Origin of the sequence: Pseudomonas sp. PDM02 (assembly GCF_014852285.1) — a bacterium.
GTDB classification, from domain to species: domain Bacteria; phylum Pseudomonadota; class Gammaproteobacteria; order Pseudomonadales; family Pseudomonadaceae; genus Aquipseudomonas; species Aquipseudomonas migulae.
The window spans coordinates 19,580-36,420 of the sequence record NZ_JACVBL010000008.1 but is presented as its reverse complement, the minus strand read 5'-3'; the positions used below and the strand labels follow the sequence as shown (position 1 = coordinate 36,420).

Annotated in this window: 13 protein-coding genes; all 13 read right to left on the bottom strand. The window is 60.4% G+C overall.

The window, feature by feature from the left end; genetic code table 11:
• Positions 1 to 133: 133 nt before the first annotated feature.
• Complete coding sequence (locus IB245_RS15245; RefSeq protein WP_192227985.1) at positions 134 to 1,006, bottom strand: oxygenase MpaB family protein; 873 nt, start codon at positions 1,004 to 1,006, stop codon at positions 134 to 136.
• Positions 1,007 to 1,184: 178 nt separating this feature from the next.
• Positions 1,185 to 3,122: an acetate--CoA ligase gene (gene acs / locus IB245_RS15240; RefSeq protein WP_008042826.1), complete on the bottom strand. Its 1,938-nt coding sequence runs from the start codon at positions 3,120 to 3,122 to the stop codon at positions 1,185 to 1,187.
• Positions 3,123 to 3,294: 172 nt separating this feature from the next.
• Positions 3,295 to 4,959: a glucose-6-phosphate isomerase gene (pgi, locus tag IB245_RS15235; protein ID WP_008033191.1), complete on the bottom strand. Its 1,665-nt coding sequence runs from the start codon at positions 4,957 to 4,959 to the stop codon at positions 3,295 to 3,297.
• Positions 4,960 to 5,179: 220 nt separating this feature from the next.
• Complete coding sequence (gene panD, locus IB245_RS15230; RefSeq protein ID WP_003228271.1) at positions 5,180 to 5,560, bottom strand: aspartate 1-decarboxylase; 381 nt, start codon at positions 5,558 to 5,560, stop codon at positions 5,180 to 5,182.
• 196 nt (positions 5,561 to 5,756) lie between these two features.
• Entirely contained in the window at positions 5,757 to 6,617 is an 861-nt protein-coding gene (gene panC / locus IB245_RS15225) for a pantoate--beta-alanine ligase (protein WP_008036375.1), read from the bottom strand.
• Positions 6,614 to 7,414 (bottom strand): 3-methyl-2-oxobutanoate hydroxymethyltransferase, encoded by an 801-nt coding sequence (panB, locus tag IB245_RS15220; RefSeq protein ID WP_008033189.1) that lies wholly within the window; start codon positions 7,412 to 7,414, stop codon positions 6,614 to 6,616. The genes panC and panB overlap by 4 nt, the downstream gene beginning before the upstream one ends.
• A 369-nt stretch (positions 7,415 to 7,783) precedes the next feature.
• On the bottom strand, positions 7,784 to 8,263 hold the full coding sequence (gene folK, locus IB245_RS15215) for a 2-amino-4-hydroxy-6-hydroxymethyldihydropteridine diphosphokinase (protein WP_192227984.1): 480 nt from the start codon (positions 8,261 to 8,263) through the stop codon (positions 7,784 to 7,786).
• Positions 8,264 to 8,265: 2 nt separating this feature from the next.
• Positions 8,266 to 9,666, bottom strand: coding sequence for a polynucleotide adenylyltransferase PcnB (locus tag IB245_RS15210; protein ID WP_008033187.1), 1,401 nt, complete (start codon positions 9,664 to 9,666; stop codon positions 8,266 to 8,268).
• A 691-nt stretch (positions 9,667 to 10,357) separates the two neighbouring features.
• Positions 10,358 to 11,794 (bottom strand): sigma-54-dependent transcriptional regulator, encoded by a 1,437-nt coding sequence (locus IB245_RS15205; protein WP_192227983.1) that lies wholly within the window; start codon positions 11,792 to 11,794, stop codon positions 10,358 to 10,360.
• Between the two features lie 22 nt (positions 11,795 to 11,816).
• Positions 11,817 to 14,771, bottom strand: a complete 2,955-nt coding sequence (locus tag IB245_RS15200) for a sensor histidine kinase (protein WP_008033180.1) — start codon at positions 14,769 to 14,771, stop codon at positions 11,817 to 11,819.
• On the bottom strand, positions 14,755 to 14,931 hold the full coding sequence (locus tag IB245_RS15195; protein ID WP_003176118.1) for a hypothetical protein: 177 nt from the start codon (positions 14,929 to 14,931) through the stop codon (positions 14,755 to 14,757). Before IB245_RS15195 ends, IB245_RS15200 begins: the two co-directional genes overlap by 17 nt.
• A 77-nt stretch (positions 14,932 to 15,008) precedes the next feature.
• Positions 15,009 to 15,902 carry a tRNA glutamyl-Q(34) synthetase GluQRS gene (gene gluQRS, locus IB245_RS15190; RefSeq protein WP_008036380.1) on the bottom strand — a complete coding sequence of 298 codons (894 nt, stop codon included), beginning with the start codon at positions 15,900 to 15,902 and terminating at the stop codon, positions 15,009 to 15,011.
• A gap of 204 nt (positions 15,903 to 16,106) precedes the next feature.
• On the bottom strand, positions 16,107 to 16,547 hold the full coding sequence (dksA, locus tag IB245_RS15185) for an RNA polymerase-binding protein DksA (RefSeq protein WP_007902025.1): 441 nt from the start codon (positions 16,545 to 16,547) through the stop codon (positions 16,107 to 16,109).
• Positions 16,548 to 16,841 lie beyond the last annotated feature (294 nt).

The window sequence follows — 16,841 nt, the reverse complement described above, 5'->3', positions numbered from 1 at the left end:
TTGCGCGGGAGTTTAACAGCTTGCGCACGAGAGGACTTGTAGGAGCGAGGCTTGCCCGCGAAGAATGCCGCACGGTCTGGCGGATACACCGCGTTATCGTTCTTCGCGGGCAAGCCTCGCTCCTACAAGGGGATCAGGTTGGTAGTCCCATCCGTCGCTTCGCCCGATGCACCGAGCCATTACGCACGGCCCAGCGCAGCATCGGTGCGCTGCGGTTGACGCTGGCACGGATGAGTTTGCGTTGCAGCGAGCTCTGGCGCACGCCGAGCATGTCGCTGGCCCAATCCGGCAGCAGATCAATGCCTGCCTGCATCATCAACCCACCGAACGGCTTGGCCAGACGGCTCGGGGAGGGTGCGTTCAACAACAGTCGCAACACCTCGCGACTGCGCTCGTCGCACAGCAATTGCGGACGAATGCGCTCAAGGTATTCGGCCGTTTCCTGTCGCGAACGCGGTACGTCCCGCGCGCCCAGGCGTTCGGCGACCAAGGCGATTTCATCGTAGTAACGGTCCTGATCGGCCAGCGAAAGGTGTGGGTTGCGATAACGCAAATGCGCCGCGAGGAAGTTGCTGACTTCGGCCACGTGCACCCAGGTCAACAAGTCGGGATCACTGGCGGCATAAGGCCGGCCATCCGGCGCGGTGCCGGTCACTTGCAGGTGGATGGTGCGGACTTTCTCGATCAGCCAGTCGGCATCTTTACGCGAGCCGAAGGTGGTGCCGGAAATGAACTGCCCGGTGCGGCGCAGGCGACCGAGCATGTCCTCGCGAAAATTCGAATGGTCCCAGACCCCGGCCAGCGCCAAGGGGTGCAGGGCTTGCAGCATCAACGCGCTGATGCCGCCGATGAGCATGCTGCTGAAGTCACCGTGAACTTGCCAACTGACCGAATCAGGGCCGAACAGGCCGGGATCACCCTTGGGGTTTTCCAGGTCGAGCTTGCCGAGGGACAGGCCGGTGAGGCTCATGACCTGGGTTTCGATGCGGCTGCGGATGAATTCCATGGCAACTCAATGGTGAAAAAAGGGAAGCGCTAATGTCCCCCTGTAGGAGCCGGCTTGCTGCGGGCGGCGTTCCGACGATAGCGGTGTGTCATTCAACATTTTTGTCGATTGATACGCCGCAATCGTCGGAACGCCGCCCGCAGCAAGCCGGCTCCTACAAGGGCAAGGCGTGCACACGTTATTGGTTCAGGCGTTTATCCACCAGATCCTGAACCACACTCGGATCGGCCAACGTCGAGGTGTCGCCCAGGCTGTCCAGCTCATTGCAGGCGATCTTGCGCAGAATCCGTCGCATGATCTTGCCCGAACGGGTTTTCGGCAAGGCCGGTGCCCACTGGATCAGGTCCGGTTTGGCGAAACTGCCGATTTCCTTGCTGACGTGGGCCAGCAGTTCCTTCTTCAGTTCGTCGGTGGGATCGGTGCCGTTCATGGGCGTGACAAAGGCATAGATGCCCTGGCCTTTGACGTCGTGAGGGTAACCGACCACCGCCGCTTCGGCGATGCTGTCGTGCAGCACCAGGGCGCTTTCCACTTCGGCGGTGCCGATGCGGTGGCCGGAAACGTTGATCACGTCGTCAATGCGCCCGGTGATCCAGTAATCGCCGTCCTCGTCGCGCCGCGCGCCGTCACCGGTGAAATAGTAGCCAGGGTAGGGTTTGAAATAGGTGTCGACCATCCGTTGCGGATCGCCGTAGACACTGCGGATCTGCGCCGGCCAGCTGGATTTGATCGCCAGCACGCCGCTGCCGGCGCCTTTGATTTCCTTGCCCACTTCGTCGAGCAACACCGGCTGCACCCCGAACATCGGTTGCGTGGCGCAGCCGGGTTTGATCCGCTGCGCGCTCACCAGCGGGCTGAGCATGATGCCGCCGGTTTCGGTCTGCCACCAGGTGTCAACGATCGGGCAACGCTGTTCGCCGACGACGTTGAAATACCAATCCCACGCTTCCGGGTTGATCGGCTCACCGACGCTGCCGAGTAATCTGAGGCTCGCGCGGGACGTTTCCTTCAGCGGTTCGGGGCCTTCGCGCATCAGCGAGCGCAGGGCGGTGGGGGCGGTGTAGAAGATGTTCACGTGGTGCTTGTCGATCACCTGCCAGAAGCGCGAGCTGCTCGGGTAGCTCGGCACGCCCTCGAAGATCAGCGTGGTCGCGCCGTTGGCCAGCGGGCCGTAGACGATGTAACTGTGGCCGGTAACCCAGCCGACATCGGCGGTGCACCAGAAGACTTCGTTGTCGCGGTAGTCGAGCACGTATTTGAAGGTCATCGCCGCTTGCAGCAGGTAACCGCCGGTGGTGTGCAACACGCCTTTGGGTTTGCCGGTGCTGCCGGAGGTGTAGAGGATGAACAGCGGATCTTCGGCGTCCATGGGTTCCGGCGGGCAATTGTCATCGACGTCGCGCAGGGCCTGGTGATACCAGAGGTCGCGGCCTTCGACCCAGTCGACATCGCCCTGGGTGCGCTCGACCACGATCACGGTGCTGACGTTCGGGCAACTTTTCAGCGCCTGGTCGACTTTCTGCTTGAGCTGTACGAATTTGCCGCCGCGCACGCCTTCATCGGCGGTGATCACGGTGCGGCAGTCGGCATCGAGAATGCGGTCGCGCACCGAGTCCGGAGAGAAACCGCCAAACACCACCGAATGCACCGCACCGATTCGCGTGCAGGCGAGCATGGCGTAGGCGGCTTCGGGGATCATTGGCATGTAAATGCACACACGGTCGCCTTTCTTCACGCCACGGTTTTTGAGCACATTGGCCAGGCGGCAGACGTTGTGATGCAGTTTTTTGTAAGTGATTTGGGCCGATTCGGCGGGGTCATCGCCTTCCCAGAGGATTGCGATCTGATCGCCGCGTTTTTCCAGGTGGCGGTCGATGCAGTTGTAGCTGACGTTTAATTTTCCGCCGGCAAACCAGCTGGCTTCGCCGGTTTTCAGGTCATAGCGCTGGACGGTTTTCCACGGTGTGCTCCAGTCGAGGAAGCGTGTGGCCTGTTCAGCCCAGAATTCACTGGGGTGCTCGATGGATTGACGGTACAGGCGCTTGTAGTCGTCTTGACTGAGGTGTGCGGCCCGGCGGACGGCATCGGCTTTGGGGAACGTGCTGATATCGAACATGACGGTTCCTTCTTCTTGTTTTTGCGACAAGAGGGGAGCTACGCGACCCTCGTAGGAGCCGGCTTGCTGGCGATAGCGGCGTATCAGTCGACAAAAATGTTGAATGACACACCGCTATCGCCAGCAAGCCGGCTCCTACAAGGTTAGTACCGTCTGTAGGAGTGGCGTCAGATTAACCGCGGTGACGACCGCGGAAATAGTTGATCAGCCCTTGGGTGGAAGCATCGTCAGCCGGGGTTTCTTCGCTGCCGACCAGACGGTTGTAGACGCCTTTGCCCAGCTCTTTGCCCAGCTCCACGCCCCACTGGTCGAAGGCGTTGATGCCCCAGATCACGCTTTGCACGAAGACTTTGTGTTCGTACATCGCCACCAGTGCGCCGAGACGGCGCGGGCTGATGCGTTCGACCACCAGGGTGTTGCTCGGACGGTTGCCCGGGATCACCTTGTGCGGTGCGAGTTTCTGCACGTCGGCTTCCGCCATGCCTTTGTCACGCAGCTCGGATTCGGCCTCGGCGCGGGTCTTGCCGAGCATCAGTGCCTGGCTTTGCGACAGGCAGTTGGCGTACAGCCACTGGTGGTGATCGGACACCGGGTTGAAGCTGACGATCGGCACAATGAAGTCGGCCGGAATCAGTTGGGTGCCTTGGTGCAGCAACTGGTGATATGCGTGCTGACCGTTGCAGCCCACGCCACCCCAGATCACCGGACCGGTATCAGTGGACACCGGCGTGCCGTCCTGGCGCACGCTCTTGCCGTTGGATTCCATGTCCAGCTGTTGCAAGTGTTTGGTGATGTTGCGCAGGTAGTGGTCGTACGGCAGGATCGCGTGGCTCTGCGCGCCCCAGAAGTTGCCGTACCAGACACCGAGCAACGCCAGCAGCACCGGCATGTTCTGTTCGAATGGCGCGCTCTGGAAATGCTGGTCCATGGTGTAGGCACCGGACAGCAGTTCCTTGAAGTTCGACATGCCGATGGCCAGGGCAATCGGCAAACCGATGGCCGACCACAGCGAATAACGGCCGCCAACCCAATCCCACATCGGGAAGATGTTTTCTTCGCGGATACCGAACGCCACGGCGGCGGCATTGTTGCTCGAGACCGCGATGAAGTGACGATACAGCTCGGCTTCCGAACCACCCTGAGCCAGGTACCAGGCGCGAGCGGCCTGGGCGTTTTTCAGGGTTTCGAGGGTGTTGAAGGACTTCGACGAAACGATAAACAGCGTGGTCTCGGCGCGCAGCTTCATGGTCAGTTCATGAAGCTCGGTGCCGTCGATGTTCGCCAGGTAATGGCAGCGCACGCCTTTCTGGGCGTAGGACAGCAGGGCTTCGGATACCAGCTCTGGGCCGAGGAACGAGCCACCGATGCCGATGTTCACCACGTCGGTGATCGGCTTCTCGGTGTAACCGCGCCACAGACCGTCGTGGATACGGCCCACGAGGTCGGTGATCTTGTTCAAGACCTTGTGTACTTCGGGCATCACGTTGACGCCGTTGACCGACAGCTTCTCGCCCACTGGGCGGCGCAGCGCGGTGTGCAGGGCCGGGCGTCCTTCGGAAGAGTTGACGATTTCGCCTTCGAACAGCGCCTTGATCGCGCCCTTGAGGTCGACTTCATTGGCCAGGCCCACCAGCAGATTGCGGGTCTCGGCGTTGATCAGGTTCTTCGAGTAGTCGAGAAACAGGCCGCAGCTGCTGAGGGTGAATTGGGTAAAGCGCTGCGGATCGGCATTGAAGGCTTCGCGCATGCTGAAATCCTGCATGGCTTGGCGGTGGTCATTCAGCGCCTGCCAGGCGGGCAGAGCGGTCACGTCTTGAGGAGTGCGGTAGTACGCCATCGCTGCGGGTTTCCTTTTTACTTGAACGGCCTTTTGAACACTAAAAATCCCGGAGCGCCGTGGGTGGGCGTCCGGTCAACTGCGTCGACACGATTTCATGGCACAGGGCGAATACAGTAAACCTCGCGCTGCGATCTGTCTTGACTTTGTCTGACCCGTTCCCGGTACTTTTTTGTACATGAAGCAGGGAACGGTCCGACAAACGGAAGAGAAGGTTCGGTCAGGCGACCTGAACCGGAATGGCATTGCTGGTGTGGCTCAGCTCGTTACCCGGTGCCATGTAGAGCATGCGCGGCTTGAAGTTGAGCAGCTCGGCTTCGCTGTAGTGAGCGTAAGCACAGATGATCACACGGTCACCGACCTTGGCCTTGTGGGCGGCGGCGCCATTGACCGAGATCATGCGCGAGCCTTCTTCGCCACGAATGGCGTAGGTGGTGAAGCGTTCGCCGTTGTCGACGTTGTAGATCTGGATCTGTTCGTATTCACGGATGCCGGACAAGTCCAGCCATTCGCCGTCGATGGCGCAAGAACCTTCGTAATCGAGTACTGCGTGGGTGACTTCGGCGCGATGCAGCTTGGCCTTGAGCATGATGGCGTGCATGAGTGTTTTCCCAGGTCGGAATCGAACGGCGGGCAGTTTGCCCGAAGCGATTGTGGGCAGCAATACAGCGGCGAGGCAACGCAACCCCCTGTAGGAGCGAAGCTTGCTCGCGAAGGCGCCGTGTCAGTCGATGCAGATGTCGAATGACGCGATGCCTTCGCGAGCAAGCTTCGCTCCTACAGAGGAGTTGAGGTGTTCAGGCGGGCGTGTCGAGGTTCAGGTGCAGGTTGTCGATCAACCGCGTGGTGCCGAGGAACGCTGCCACCAGAATCACCAGGTCCCGATCTTCCGCCGTCGCCGGGCGCAAGGTCAGCGCATGGCGGATTTCCAGGTAGTCGGTGCGCAAACCCGCAGCTTCAAGCTGTTTGGTCTGTGCGGCGATCAACGCCGGAAAATCGCGCTCACCCTGTTTAATGGCATCAGCAATCGAGGTCAGCGTGCGATACACAACCGGCGCCACGGCCCGCTGTTCTTCACTGAGAAAGCCGTTGCGCGATGACAATGCCAGCCCATCGGCCGCACGGACCGTCGGCTCGCCGATGATCTGGATCGGCATGTTCAGGTCATGCACCAGCGCGCGAATCACGGCCAGTTGCTGGAAATCTTTCTGGCCAAAGATCGCCAGGTCCGGCTGAACCATGTTGAACAGTTTGCTGACCACCGTCGCCACGCCTTCGAAATGCCCCGGACGGCTGGCGCCGCACAGGCCTTCGGACAGTTGTGGAACGCTGACGCGGGTCTGGCCGGTCATGCCGTCGGGGTACATTTCTTCTACGGCGGGCGCGAACAACAAGTGGCAACCGGCCTCGAGCAGTTGTTCCTGGTCCGCTGCCAGGGTGCGCGGGTACTTGTCGAGGTCTTCGCCGGCGCCGAATTGCAGCGGGTTGACGAAAATACTCGCGACCACGAAGTCCGCCCGCTGGGAGGCCTTGGTAATCAGCGCAATATGACCGCTGTGCAGGTTGCCCATGGTCGGTACGAAGGCGATACGCTTGCCTTCACTGCGGGCGCGGGCCACGGCGGCCCGCAATTCGCGAACGGTTTTTACGGTGTTCATGCAGAGAATCCGTGTTCGATACCAGGGAAAGTCGCCGCTTTGACTTCAGTGACATAAGCGCTCAGGGCCGCGTGAATGCTGGTTTGGCCGTTCATGAAGTTCTTCACGAACTTTGGCACTCGGCCAGTGATCGACAGGCCGAGCATGTCGTGCAGCACCAGGACCTGGCCGTCGGTACCGCTGCCGGCGCCGATGCCGATCACCGGAATCCCCACTGCCTGGGTGATTTCCTGAGCCAGTTCGCTCGGCACGCATTCGAGCAGCAGCATGGCGGCACCGGCCTGTTCCAGGGCGATGGCGTCGGCGCGCATCTGCCGTGCCTGGTTCTCGCTACGGCCCTGGACTTTGTAACCGCCCAGAATGTTCACCGATTGCGGCGTCAGGCCCATGTGCGCGCACACCGGGATGCCGCGCTCGGCCAGCAGACGGATCGAGTCCGCCAGCCACAGCGCACCTTCGACCTTGACCATGTGTGCGCCGGCCTGCATCAACTGGGCGCTGTTGGTCATGGTTTGTTCGATAGTGGCGTAGGCCATGAAGGGCAGGTCGGCGAGGATAAACGCGTCGGTGTTACCGCGTTTGACGGCGGCGACGTGGTAAGCCATCTCGGCGGTGGTCACCGGCAGGGTGCTGTCGTGACCTTGCAGAACCATGCCGAGGGAGTCGCCCACCAGCAGCACTTCGACGCCAGCTTCATTGCAGGCGTGGGCGAAGGTCGCGTCATAGCAGGTCAGCATGGTGATTTTTTCACCTTTTTGCTTGAGACCTTGCAGAGTGGTCAGGGTGATGGCTGGCATGAAAAGTTCCTCATTCAGGCGCTGTGGAAACTACTGCGAGTAACGCGCGTGATTCTTCGTTAAATACAGGCGCACGGTCTGTTGTCGTGCTTTTAAGGCCTGGATTGCGCCCTTTAACGCCGTGTTGGCGGCAGCGGGACGCCTATAGTCGTGAGGAGAACTCGGGAAGTCAATTGCGTGTGTTACCGCATTGTTACGCGTGGGGTGTTACCGAAGTAACTGATGCGATTCAGCAGCCGCAATCTAGCGGGGCATTAGATTTTGTAGGAGCGAAGCTTGCTCGCGAAAGCGGTGTGACATTCAATATTTATGTCGACTGTTACACCGCTTTCGCGAGCAAGCTTCGCTCCTACAGGGGGATGGCGGAGGTCAGGGCAAGCGTTCCAACCCGACGAACGGGCAGGCTGCAAGGAGATCAGTCAGCGCACGCCCATCCGCCAACCGCAAGTCCACTGGCGCCAACTCGGCCAGCGGGTACAGAACGAACGCGCGTTCCTGCATATGGTAGTGGGGCACTTTGAGGCGTGGCTCGTCGATCAGCCGATCACCGAACAGCACGATGTCGAGGTCGAGCGTGCGTGGCCCCCAGCGCTCAAGACGTTCGCGGCCCTGTCCGTTCTCGATGGCTTGCAGCGCATCGAGCAGCTCCAGCGGGGCAAGCGTGCTGTCGAGGGCGGCGACCGCGTTGGTGTAACGCGGTTGGCCGGGCAGCAGCGAGTCGCTCTGGTAAAACCCGGAAACCCCGACCAGTTCGGTCTGCGGCAACCGCGCCAGCGCTTCGACGGCGCTGCGCAATTGTTCGGCGGGGTCAGCCAGGTTGCTGCCCATGCCGATGTAGATGCGTTCCATGCTTACTCGCCCGTGGTGCTCGGTGCGCCGGCTGCACGTTTGCGCTTGGCACCGCCGCTGCGGCGACGTTTGCGTGGTGCGCCAGTGCCGTCTTCCTTGCCGCTGAGGTCGCGGATCATGTCACGACGTTCGCTGTCGTTGGCGTCCTGATAATCCGTCCACCATTCGCCCAGGCCATCGGTCTGTTCGCCAGCGCTTTCGCGCAGCAGCAGGAAGTCGTAACCGGCGCGGAAACGCGGGTTGTCCAGCAGCAGGTCGGCGCGTTTGCCGCTGCGGCGCGGCAGGCGTTCCTGCATGTCCCAGATCTCGCGGATCGGCATGGTGAAGCGTTTTGGAATCGCGATCCGCTGGCACTGTTCGGCAATCAGCTCGTGCGCCGCTTCCTGCATCGCCGGAATCGGCGGCATGCCACGTTCCTGCAAGCGCAGCACGCGGGCGGGCAGGGCAGGCCACAACAGGGCTGCAAACAGGAACGCCGGGGTCACCGGTTTGTTCTGCTTGATGCGCAGGTCGGTGTTGATCAGCGCTTCGCTGATCAGGGTGTGGGTGTACGTCGGGTTGTATTCCAGCGCCTCGGCACTGGCCGGGAACAGCGGATCGAACAGCTGCAGGTCGACCAGCATCTCGAAGGTGTCCGCGGCGTGGCCGGAGAGGAACAGCTTGAGCACTTCTTCGAACAGACGGGCCGACGGGATCTCGCGCAGCATCGGTGCCAGGTCGCGGATCGGCAGGGCGCTGTGTTTTTCGATGCCGAAATTCAGCTTGGCGGCGAAACGCACGGCGCGCAGCATCCGCACCGGGTCTTCCTGGTAGCGTTGTTTCGGATCGCCGATCAGGCGGATCAGGTGATTGCGGATGTCGTGTACGCCGTTGGCGTAGTCGAGGATGCGCTCGCTGACCGGATCGTAATACAGGGCGTTGATGGTGAAGTCGCGGCGTTGCGCGTCCTCTTCCAGCGTGCCGTAGACGTTATCGCGCAGAATGCGCCCGCTCTCGTTGCGGGAAGACTGGTTGCTGTCTTCCTCTTCATCGTTTTGCGGGTGATTGGCGCGGAAGGTCGCGACTTCAATGATTTCGCGGCCAAAGTGGATATGCACCAGTTTGAAGCGGCGGCCGATGATCCGCGCATTGCGGAATTCGGCGCGCACCTGTTCAGGGGTGGCACTGGTGGCGACGTCAAAGTCTTTCGGTGTGATGCCGAGCATCATGTCACGCACACAACCGCCGACCAGGTAAGCCTGGTAACCGGCGTTCTGCAGGCGTTCGACGATATTCACCGCGTAACGGCTGAATTGTGCCTTTTGCAGCGAGTGTTGGCCGCTGTTAAGCACTTCAGGCGTGCTGCGGATGTGTTGCGTATGACGCTTGGGAGAACGGAATGACTGGAACAGCTTCTTCAGCATGGGATGCACTGTTTGAAGGAATGTTCGGCCAAAACGAAGAATGACCGCATGATGGGCGGGGATTCTAGCATTTAGTCGGGGGATGGTGTAGGAAGCTGCGCAAGCGCTTGAAGGGCGTGTCTGGCACGGGCGTAAACGCCAGAAACTACAAGGGGAGCCGAAGCTCCCCAAGAAGTAGTTGCATGTTCTATTTTTGTTATTGGTTTCGGGCTTCTTGTTTTTGTTGAGTGCCCGCGTCATGAAGTTTTCCTTCATGACCCTCCCAATCGGGAGCCAAGAGCAAACGGATTGCTTTGGTCGCTGTGCTGCAGTGATCTTGCGATCCAACCAGTTCAGGCTCTGTCTCAAGACAGTTTTTTGTTGTTCTCGGCCTGGTCGTGGGGCAAGCCCCAAATACAACGCCTCTCCAAAAGAATCAGTTAGCTACGCCTCATGCCGTCTTGTTTTTATTGTGCGTGAGTCGATACGTCTTATTTTTATTGTCTTGTACATTGCTTGTTATTGTTCTTGTACCAAACATATAGCAGGGTGCGTGCCAACTTTTGCGAAGCCTAGCAAAACAAGGGGTTACGTCACTTGATGGGCTTTTTCGAGGCCAAAAAAAACCGGGGCTTCGTTACCGTAAGCCCCGGTTTCTGTTACGTGAAAAAACTGGGGTAACAGTTTCTTCACACAATCATGTGTTACCCGCTCAGCTCTCGCTGGCCACCCCGGTCTTGCGCCGCGGAATGCCCAGGCGTTGGCGGCGTTCCCACAGGCATTTACGGCTGACGCCCAGTTTGCGTGCCAGCTCGGTTTCGGTCATGTGGTCCTGGTGTTCGAGGACGAAGTGCTGGAAGTAGTCTTCCAGTGACAGGTCTTCGGTCGGCTCATGATTGTTGTTGCCGGCGCCGTTGCCCTGTTGCGGAGGCAGGCCGATGAACTCATCGTCTTCCAGGTCGCTCAGCTCGATGTCGATGCCCAGCAGCTCGGCGGAAATTTCCGGGCTCTCGCACAGGATGACCGCGCGTTCCACCGCGTTTTCCAGTTCGCGCACGTTGCCCGGCCAGGAGTAATGACGAATCGCCTGCTCGGCGTCTGCGGCGAACTTCAGGTCGGTGCGGTTGACCCGCGCGCTCTGCCGCGCCAGGAAGGCATTGGCGATTTCGTTGACGTCGGCACCGCGCTCACGCAGGGCCGGCAGTTTCAGGGCGATCACGTGGAGGCGGTAATACAAGTCTTCACGGAACTGGCCGATCTTCGCCAGGCTCTTGAGGTCCCGGTGAGTCGCGGCGATCAGGCGCACATCGACTTTCTGCGACTGGACCGAACCGACCCGACGAATTTCGCCTTCCTGCAACACGCGCAGCAAGCGGGCCTGGGCTTCCAGTGGCAGCTCGCCGATTTCGTCGAGGAACAAGGTGCCGCCATCAGCCGCTTCCACCAGGCCTGCACGCCCGGCGCTGGCACCGGTGAACGCGCCTTTTTCGTGGCCGAACAGTTCGGACTCGATCAGGCTTTCCGGAATCGCCGCGCAGTTCACCGAAATCATCGGTGCCTTGGCGCGCCTGGACAGGTTGTGCAGGGCGCGGGCCACCAGTTCTTTACCGGTGCCGGACTCGCCCTGGATCAGGACATTGGAATCGGTCGGCGCGACTTTGCGGATCTTGCTGTACAGATCCTGCATCGGCGGGCACGAACCGATGATGCCGATTTCGCCGTTGCTGTTGTCGACACCCGGTTTCGCCGCGCTATTGCCGGTTTTGCCGACGGCAGGTTCACCGCTGGCCTGTACCGATTGCCGGTCACGCAGGATGCGTGCGACGGCCTGGAGCATTTCGTCGTGGTCGAAAGGCTTGGCGATGTAATCCACCGCGCCCATCTTCATGGAGTCGACCGCCGAGCGCAGGCTGGCGTAGCTGGTCATGATCAGCACCGGCGTGCCCTGGCCGAGTTTGATCAACTCGGTGCCCGGCGCGCCAGGCAAACGCAAGTCGCTGACGATCAGGTCGAACGTGGGAATGGTGAAGCGTTCTTGTGCTTCCTGCACTGAACCGGCTTCGCTGACCTGGTACTGGTTACGTTCCAGCAGGCGGCGCAAGGCGGAGCGGATAATTGTTTCGTCTTCGACGATCAAAATGTGCGGCATTGATTCGATACTCTCGACGGTCTCAGTTCACAGCGGACGTCGCTTCGACATGACGCGGCAAGGTCACCCGGATACGGGTGCCGCGTTGGCTTTGAACATCAGCCGGGCTGTCGATGGTGATTTGTCCATAATGCTCTTCAACGATGGAATAGACCAGTGCAAGGCCCAGACCGGTGCCTTCGCCAGGATCCTTGGTGGTGAAGAAAGGTTCGAACAATCTATCCATGATGCTCGATGGAATACCGCTGCCTTCGTCTTCCACGATCAGGTCGACCGTGTGTTCGCCGGCTTCGCTTTTTACCCGCACCGCGCTGCCGGGAGGCGAGGCGTCACGGGCGTTTGAGAGCAGGTTGATCAGTACCTGGGCGAGTCGCTGCGGATCGCCTTCGACCCAGTGATCGGGGTCGCACAGGTTGTAGAACTGCACTTCGAAATTGCGTCGGTTCAGGGCCAGCAAACCAATGGCGTCCTGGGCCACTTCGGCCAGACAGACGGGCTCGTCGTTGTGCTGATGACTGCCTGCGTGGGCGAAACTCATCAGCGACTGGACGATGCGCGATACGCGTTTGGTCTGTTCCAGAATCTGCCCGCTGATTTCCTTCAGCTCGCCATCGTCTTCGCGTTCTTCGCGCAGGTTCTGCGCCAGGCAAGCGATGCCGGTGATCGGGTTGCCGATTTCATGGGCCACGCCGGCAGCCAGTCGACCAATGCTGGCCAGACGCTCGGAGTGCACCAGCTTGTCTTCGAGCATCTGCGTTTCGGTGAGGTCTTCCACCAGCAATACCAAACCACTGTTGCCCGGCGCGAGCGGTTCGTCGATCGCCGCTTTGTGCAGGTTCAGCCAGCGGGTCTGGCCATCAAGGGCCAGATGTTGCTTGTGCAAATGCTCGTCCGGCAGATTGATGAAGCCTTGCAGCAGCTCTTTCCACGGATCGGCGATGGTGCTCAGGCGCGAACCGACCACGCGCTGCGCGGCAATTCCGGTCAGCTCCTCCATGGCTTTGTTCCACATGAGGATTTCCTGATCCTTGGCCAGCGAGCAAACGCCCATCGGCAATTCCTGCAGGGTCTGGCGGTGATAGCGGCGCAGGGCGTCGAGTTCAGCGGCGAGGCCGGTCAGGCGCGAGTGGTAATCCTCGAGGCGGCTTTCGATGAAGTGAATGTCTTCGGTGACGTAGTTTTCGCCGCCGGCCTTATAAGGCAGGAAGGTCTCGACCATGTCCTGCGCCACGCTCGGGCCCATCAGGCCGGAGAGGTTGGCTTCGATCCGGTCGCGCAAGCGGCGCAAGGCGTAAGGCCGGCGCTCGTCGAATGGCAGGTAGAGATCGCGCAGCGCTTGTTCAACTTCTTTCTGCGCAGCCTTGGCGCCCAAGGGTTTGGCCAGTTGCGTGGCGAATTCCTGAGGCGAGGCGGCGTGCAATTCCCGGCGTTGCGGGCGACGCACGTTGTCCACGGCGCAAGCTTCGGCGGCGCTGGCTTCTTCGGGGCTGGCGTTGGTGAACAGCGAAATCAGGGTGAACATCAGCACGTTGGCGGCCAACGAGGCGATTGCGGCCATGTGCCAACTGGTGTCGTCCAGCACGTAGATCATGTTCAACAGCGGGATATAGAACCCTTGCAGGTTGCCGACCAGCGGCAACAGCATGGTCACCAGCCACACCAGAATCCCTGCCAGCAAACCGGCGATGAAGCCACGGCGGTTGGCGGTCGGCCAGTACAGGACGGACAGCACGCCCGGCAGGAACTGCAACGTCGCCACAAACGCGACGATGCCGAGGTTGGCCAGGTCCTGCTCTGCGCCCAGCAGCAGATAGAAACCGTAACCGGCCATGATGATCGCGACGATCAGCGCCCGACGTGTCCACTTCAACCAGCGGTAGATGTTGCCTTCGGCCGGAGGCTGATAGAGCGGCAGCACCAGGTGGTTCAGTGCCATCCCGGACAGGGCCAGGGTGGTGACGATGATCAGCCCGCTGGCGGCCGATAGCCCGCCGACATATGCCAGCAGCGCCAAGGCTTTGCTGTTGGCGGCGATACCGATGCCCAGCGTGAAGTATTCCGGATTGGTCGTGGCCCCCAGTTTCAGGCCGGCCCAGAGAATCAGCGGCACCGCCAGACTCATCAACAGCAGGAACAACGGCAAGCCCCAACTCGCGCTGACCAGCGAGCGCGGGTTGAGGTTTTCGGTAAAGGTCATGTGGTACATGTGCGGCATCACAATCGCCGAGGCGAAGAACACCAGCAACAGCGTGCGCCACGGGCCTTCCTGCAATGGCGTGTGCAACGCGGCGAGGGCGGTCTGGTTTTGCAGCAGCCACAGTTCCAGCTGTTGCGGGCCGTCGAATACGCCGTACAGCGCATACAAACCAACGCCGCCAATGGCGATCAGCTTGATCACCGACTCGAAGGCAATGGCAAACACCAGGCCTTCGTGTTTCTCGCGGGTGGCGATGTGGCGCGAGCCGAAGAAAATCGTGAACAGCGTAATCAGTGCGCAAAAGCTCAGGGCCACGCGATGTTGCACCGGTTCGCGGGTGAGGATGCCGATGGAATCCGCCACGGCCTGAATCTGCAACGCCAGCAACGGCAGCACGCCGATCAGCATGAAGATCGTGGTCAGTGCGCCGGCCCAGGTACTGCGAAAGCGAAACGCGAACAGGTCGGCCAGCGACGACAGTTGATACGTGCGAGTGATCTTCAGGATCGGATACAGCAACACCGGCGCGAGCAGAAATGCCCCGGAAACCCCAAGGTAGCTGGAGAGAAAGCCGTAGCCGTACTGATAGGCCAGGCCCACCGTGCCGTAAAACGCCCAGGCGCTGGCGTAAACGCCCAGCGACAGGGTGTAAGTCAGGGGGTGGCGAATGATCGCCCGGGGGATCATGCCCCGTTCGCTGATCCAGGCGACGCCGAACAGCACCGCCAGGTACGCGGCGCTGATCAGGATCATCTGGGTCAGGCTAAAGCTCATCGGCATCTTTTTGGCTCTGCAGGATGAAGGTCACGACGATCAGAATCAGCCAGAGCAGATACGGGCGATACCAGGCGCCAGTGGCGTCGATCCACCAATCCATGATGGCCGGGGAAAACAGGTAAATCCCCACTACCAGGAGCAGGACCAAGCGATAGATGTACATCCCGGCCTCTCTTTTTTATGCGCGTGCCCGAAAACGTGCGGCGATGGTAACGGATGGGCGCGCCACTGCAAGTCTGATCACTGTAGTTGCGCTTCGGGCAGGTTGAGTGTGCGCGGGATCTTCAGCGCGTCCCAGTGGGCAATGCCCCAGTTCAGCACTTCCCGTGGTGTGGCGTACGCCAGCTCTGTGCCGGGATTTTGCCCGAGTGCGCGCAATGCGCGCAGCAACAACGGTGTTGCCTGGTCTTCGGTCAGCGGCGGCGAACGGTAGGACTTGCCGAGCTTGTTGCCGTCAGGCTGGGTAATCAGCGGGATGTGCAGATAGCGCGGTTGCGAAAAACCCAGCAGTTCCTGCAGATAGAGCTGACGTGGCGTGGAGTCCAGCAGGTCGGCGCCACGGACGATGTCGGTGATGCCTTGCCAGGCATCATCGAGCACCACCGCCAGTTGATAGGCGTAGAGCCCGTCGCGGCGGCGGATCACGAAATCACCAACGTCCCGGCCCAGGTGTTGGCGGTACTCGCCCTGCACGCGGTCGATGAAGTGGTACTCCAGCTCAGGCACGCGCAAGCGAATGGCGGCATCTTCAGTGCCATGGCCCGCATTGCGACACAAACCCGGATAAATGCCGTGATACGGCTCCAGTTGTTTGCGCGAGCACGTGCAGGCGTAGGCCAGGCCGTGATTGAACAGGCGATTCAGCACTTCGGCGTAGGCGTCGTGGCGGTCGCTCTGTCGGACCATTTCGCCGTCCCATTCGAAACCGTAGCTTTCCAGCGCCTTGAGAATGGCCGCTTGGGCACCGGGTTCTTCCCGTGGCGGATCAAGGTCTTCCATGCGCATCAACCAGCGCCCGCCCACCGAGCGCGCGTCGAGGTACGAGGCCAGCGCTGCGACCAGCGAACCGAAATGCAGATGGCCGCTTGGCGTGGGGGCGAAGCGTCCGATATAGGCGGGGGCGATGGCGGTCATAAGGCGATTTCAGGCTGTCCAATCGTTTCGAGCATGGCTTGAAGCCGCCTTCGCGAGCAAGCTTCGCTCCTACAAAGGCCGGCGCAATCTCCTGTAGGAGCGAAGCTTGCTCGCGAAGGCGATTCCGAAGACGCAATAAACATCAGCAAATATCAGAAACAAAAACGGAGCGTTCGCACGCTCCGTTCTTCGTTCAAGTCGCAATTACTTGCCGACTTGCTTTTCCTTGATTTCCGCCAGGGTCTTGCAGTCAACGCACATGTCGGCGGTAGGGCGTGCTTCCAGTCGCTTGACGCCGATCTCGACGCCGCAGGACTCGCACCAGCCATATTCTTCGTCTTCGATCAATTGCAGCGTCTTGTCGATCTTCTTGATCAACTTGCGCTCGCGGTCACGGGCGCGCAATTCAAGGCTGAATTCTTCTTCCTGGCTGGCACGGTCTGCCGGGTCAGGGAAGTTGGCCGCCTCGTCTTTCATGTGATCAACCGTGCGGTCGACTTCCTGCATCAAGTCCTGTTTCCACTTGTTCAGGATCTTGGTGAAGTGAGCGCGCATGGGTTTGCCCATGTACTCCTCGCCCTTTACTTCTTTGTAGGGTTCGAAGCCGCTGATCGACTGATTTTGCTGCTTTGCTTGGGTGGGCATGAAATGGACCGCCTCTACTCTTGTAATCCATCTGCGCAGGATTGCTCCATCACCGACACCTGCCGGCCCTGCGGCTGCAAGCGGGCGAACTTACCAGATCAAATCGGGCCGCGCTACTCCCGGATGTCGAGGTAGTGGCCCGAAGGGCTTGCAAATGATTGCAAAGCCTTGACCGGTGGTGCTGGAGACCTGATCAATTAATGATTTTAGTCAAACCTTGCGCACTCGCATGGGTCGTTTGTGGCCAAGGTCTTAACGCGTCTGACCGCTTTAGGTTCTCGCTCGTTCCTGCGC

Bases quoted from the DNA above. Each gene is read 5' to 3' on its own strand.
- acs (WP_008042826.1), bottom strand. From the start codon at position 3,122: ATGTTCGATATCAGCACGTTCCCCAAAGCCGATGCCGTCCGCCGGGCC.
- IB245_RS15210 (WP_008033187.1), bottom strand. From the start codon at position 9,666: ATGCTGAAGAAGCTGTTCCAGTCATTCCGTTCTCCCAAGCGTCATACG.
- gluQRS (WP_008036380.1), bottom strand. From the start codon at position 15,902: ATGACCGCCATCGCCCCCGCCTATATCGGACGCTTCGCCCCCACGCCA.
- dksA (WP_007902025.1), bottom strand. From the start codon at position 16,547: ATGCCCACCCAAGCAAAGCAGCAAAATCAGTCGATCAGCGGCTTCGAA.
- folK (WP_192227984.1), bottom strand. From the start codon at position 8,263: ATGGAACGCATCTACATCGGCATGGGCAGCAACCTGGCTGACCCCGCC.
- panC (WP_008036375.1), bottom strand. From the start codon at position 6,617: ATGAACACCGTAAAAACCGTTCGCGAATTGCGGGCCGCCGTGGCCCGC.
- IB245_RS15245 (WP_192227985.1), bottom strand. From the start codon at position 1,006: ATGGAATTCATCCGCAGCCGCATCGAAACCCAGGTCATGAGCCTCACC.
- panB (WP_008033189.1), bottom strand. From the start codon at position 7,414: ATGCCAGCCATCACCCTGACCACTCTGCAAGGTCTCAAGCAAAAAGGT.
- IB245_RS15205 (WP_192227983.1), bottom strand. From the start codon at position 11,794: ATGCCGCACATTTTGATCGTCGAAGACGAAACAATTATCCGCTCCGCC.
- IB245_RS15195 (WP_003176118.1), bottom strand. From the start codon at position 14,931: ATGTACATCTATCGCTTGGTCCTGCTCCTGGTAGTGGGGATTTACCTG.
- panD (WP_003228271.1), bottom strand. From the start codon at position 5,560: ATGCACGCCATCATGCTCAAGGCCAAGCTGCATCGCGCCGAAGTCACC.
- IB245_RS15200 (WP_008033180.1), bottom strand. From the start codon at position 14,771: ATGCCGATGAGCTTTAGCCTGACCCAGATGATCCTGATCAGCGCCGCG.
- pgi (WP_008033191.1), bottom strand. From the start codon at position 4,959: ATGGCGTACTACCGCACTCCTCAAGACGTGACCGCTCTGCCCGCCTGG.